Below are 3,113 nucleotides of genomic sequence, written 5' to 3'. Positions count from 1 at the left end.
GGGGCCACTGGTAGCCACACCGGAACTGGCGAGAGACCTCTTCTTCTCCGAGTCCATGCCGGATGCGCAGGCCAACTCCTACCAGCAGCGACTCCAGGACGAGTCCTACCGAGCCTTTCTGGACATGCTCGCGCTCGACCTGGTCAAGACTAAACATGTCAACCGCATCCCAATGCTGGTTCTGGGGGCCGAACATGACGCTATCGTCACTCAGCGCGAAATTCGGCGCACCGCAGCGGTATACGGCGCGGAAGTGGAGATTTTCCGTGACATGGCCCACGACGTGATGCTTGAGCCAGGATGGCAAGTGGTCGCTGAAAGAATGGACGGCTGGCTTAAGACCCAAGGGCTATGACAGAAACGGCGCGGCGGCGCGATACTTTCCTGGTGAGCGGCAACGGTGAATCGCTGTCAGAGGAGCAACCGACGCGCTGTTGGCTGCGGTCGTTTCCGGTTGCGGCTCGGGTTTTCGATACTGCCAACGGGAAACCGATACTGGCCGTTGACATTGGGAAAGATGGGATCCAGGTGTGGGACGGCGAGGCGGTCGTTGCTTCGGCTGGGCTTGCGCAGGCGACCGCGACGCCGGCGAAGCGCAAATGGAACAGTTATCTACGAACAACGTTGACGGTGCCCGTCCTGGTCGTGTGCGTACCCGGAATGCAACGACTGACCATCGGGTGTCTCGAGGCCGGCACTCGCCGGTTCAGCAGAGGCGAATTCACCTTTGCGTGGCGCGGCTCAGTGCCGCTTGAGGAGAATGACCCCAAATACTGGGTCACGGGTGCAGACTGGCTGACGCTCGTCGAGAAATTCGGGCTGACCCCGCTATTGGAAAACAAGAAGGCGAAGAGGGTTAAAGGCTACCCGTGGGGTTCTGGCGCAGCCTCGCCCAACGCCTAGTCATCGATCTCAACAATTGCCTCGACTTCGACGGCCATGCCGTAGTGCAGCTGCTGCATGCCGACGGCCGACCGGGCGTGGCGGCCGGCGTCGCCGAAGACCTCGATCAACAAGTCGGAAGCACCATTAATGACGTCGGGCACGCGGGTGAAGTCCTCAGTGCAGTTGACCATGCCGAGGAGCTTCACGATCCGCCGCACCTTGCCGAGCTCGCCGAGTTCCGCCTTCAAGGTTGCGAGCATGTTCAACGCCGTCAGCCGGGCCGCCTGGTAACCGGCGGCCTCGTCCCACTCGCGGCCGACCTTGCCCACATAGTCGAACTTCCCGTCGCGCAACGGTGCGTGGCCGGACAGGAACAACAAAGCGCCGGCGCGGACGCACATCTCGAAGTGGGCCAGCGGCGGGGGAGCGGCCGGCAATCGCAAGCCCAGGGCCTCCAGGCGGTCTTCCGGCGAGGCCGCAATAGAGTTCATGGGCCGACGGTATCAGTGTGTGCAGCCGAGTGTTCGCCGCCGAGGTCCCGGCCTTCAGCCCGACTCCAGGTGAAAGTCGGGTCGGCGGAAGGCTTGGAGGGTTAAATAGGCTGTACTTAAGCTCGCAACTTCTAGACCAGCTGAAAATTATCGGGGGGAATCACATGTCTGATCGAGCACCGTTGCGACGGATCGTCTGCGGTCTGGTGGCCGCGGCATTCATGGTGTGCGGTGGTTCGGCGCTGTCGGGCATCCAGCCGCCGTCGGCCTGGGCCAACGGCGTTCACTGCAACCAGGTCGCTTACGAACCCGGTCCCTGGGGGTCGGCGCCAGGCGTGTACAAGAGCTGCACCGATGACTCGGGCCGTTGTGTACCGCCTCCCGACGGGTCAAACGACGCGTGTCCCTACATGCATCGCCCGCGGTAAGGCGACGTCTGCGGTCGTTGGGGACAAGACGACAGAACTACTTCTAGTCCTCTCCATACGAAAGCCGTTGTGCGCCATTGCTAATGGCATACATATGGTGCAACTCAACGCCAGACAAGCACCCCGGCGGTCGTCCGCTGAAGTATCAGATGGTCGACGAGATCGACCCTGCGATTCAGAATTACTTCGCTGGGTCGATTTCTGCCCACAAATTGGGAGAAGTGACGCGCTCAAGGCCAGTGGTTAGCTACGAAAGAGACCGTCCCGGAATCCTCTGGGAGAGACCGTCGCGGAGTCCCCGATCAAGCTCTTGGGCCAAAGAGCCGTTGGCAGGAACCGTCTCTCGGGAGCTGACGGAGAGGCTGCCGAACGGGTTCTGGTGGGCGGGGGACGGGTTGGGGGCGGCGAAGGCCGGTGCTGCTCCCACAACAAGGGAGCCGAGAACGACAGCAGTGCTGACAAGCGTTTTCGCGATCATTGTTAAAGGTCCTTTCAGACCATCGAGTGCTTCGGTATTTGGTCGACACCAAAGTTATGGCGCCGCTTGTACCTCGGTCTCGCTTGCGAGCGATAGTCGGAGTAAGTGACGATTTAGTAGTTTTGCGCATTGCGTTCACCAGCTACGCCTCCCCAAAGCCGACGACGACGGAGGCCTTGACGCCGACCGCTTCGACCTAGCTGTCCGGCGTGCCACCGATTACGCAGACACTCCCTGCACTGTCCGCTGAAGGAACGCCACCTGATCGGCCTTGACTTGTGGGTCCGAATAGATGTCGAAATGGTCGTATGGGTAATGGCGCAGTTCGGCGCGCGGTGCCCGCCCGGCGGCCTTAACGGACGGCCCCGCCGGCGTCGTGTGGTCCTGGTCGCACACGCACATCAGCAGCGGCATCTTCAGGTGCTTGGTCTTGCGGCCGGGTCGGTAGAAACCGAACTTGAGTATCAATCGAGCGGCAAACTCGTTGCGCCAGGTCGGACTCGCGACAGTGGCGAAAGTCGACGCGGACCCCGGTGACGTCATCACGGCGAACGTGCCAGGTCGGTCCAGGGCCGTTACCAGGCGCGGTGGGCGGCCCAGCCATGCTCCGAGCTGATCACGCAGGGCCTCGACCACCAAGCGGCCGATATTTCGGGGCTCCACGCACATCAGTGTGGCGATGCTGTCGGTGTACGGCGCTTGTGAGATCACCGCCGCGATGCGCGGATCGGCGGCCGCAATCGTAAGGACATGCCCGCCGGCGTACGAGGTTCCCCACGCCACGATGCGGTCGGGGTCGACCCCGTCGAGGCCGCGTGCCCACGCGATGAC

General features: G+C 62.3%; 5 protein-coding genes. 3 read left to right on the top strand and 2 right to left on the bottom strand.

The window, feature by feature from the left end:
- Nucleotides 1-355, top strand: a 355-nt coding sequence (locus VML93_RS09385) for an alpha/beta hydrolase (RefSeq protein WP_414686314.1), incomplete at its 5' end; no start/stop codon positions are given.
- The gene (locus VML93_RS09380; RefSeq protein WP_325609935.1) at nucleotides 352-903 is read left to right on the top strand and encodes a hypothetical protein; all 552 of its coding nucleotides are present in this window, start codon (nucleotides 352-354) and stop codon (nucleotides 901-903) included. The genes VML93_RS09385 and VML93_RS09380, both read left to right, overlap by 4 nt.
- Here VML93_RS09380 and VML93_RS09375 read toward each other — a convergent pair.
- Nucleotides 900-1,376 (bottom strand): RidA family protein, encoded by a 477-nt coding sequence (locus tag VML93_RS09375; protein ID WP_325609933.1) that lies wholly within the window; start codon nucleotides 1,374-1,376, stop codon nucleotides 900-902. The two genes, VML93_RS09380 and VML93_RS09375, sit on opposite strands and share 4 nt — an antisense overlap.
- 164 nt (nucleotides 1,377-1,540) lie before the next feature.
- On the opposite strand from VML93_RS09375, the gene VML93_RS09370 reads away from it, so the two are divergent.
- Nucleotides 1,541-1,804 (top strand): hypothetical protein, encoded by a 264-nt coding sequence (locus VML93_RS09370; RefSeq protein WP_325609931.1) that lies wholly within the window; start codon nucleotides 1,541-1,543, stop codon nucleotides 1,802-1,804.
- A gap of 697 nt (nucleotides 1,805-2,501) precedes the next feature.
- Here VML93_RS09370 and VML93_RS09365 read toward each other — a convergent pair.
- The coding region (locus VML93_RS09365) for an alpha/beta hydrolase (RefSeq protein WP_325609929.1) at nucleotides 2,502-3,113 on the bottom strand (612 nt) is incomplete at its 5' end.

It is taken from the genome of Mycobacterium sp., from assembly GCF_035499775.1.
GTDB lineage: Bacteria > Actinomycetota > Actinomycetes > Mycobacteriales > Mycobacteriaceae > Mycobacterium.
Note: the sequence above shows the minus strand (reverse complement) of the source record. Positions and strands in the feature narration are given on the sequence as shown.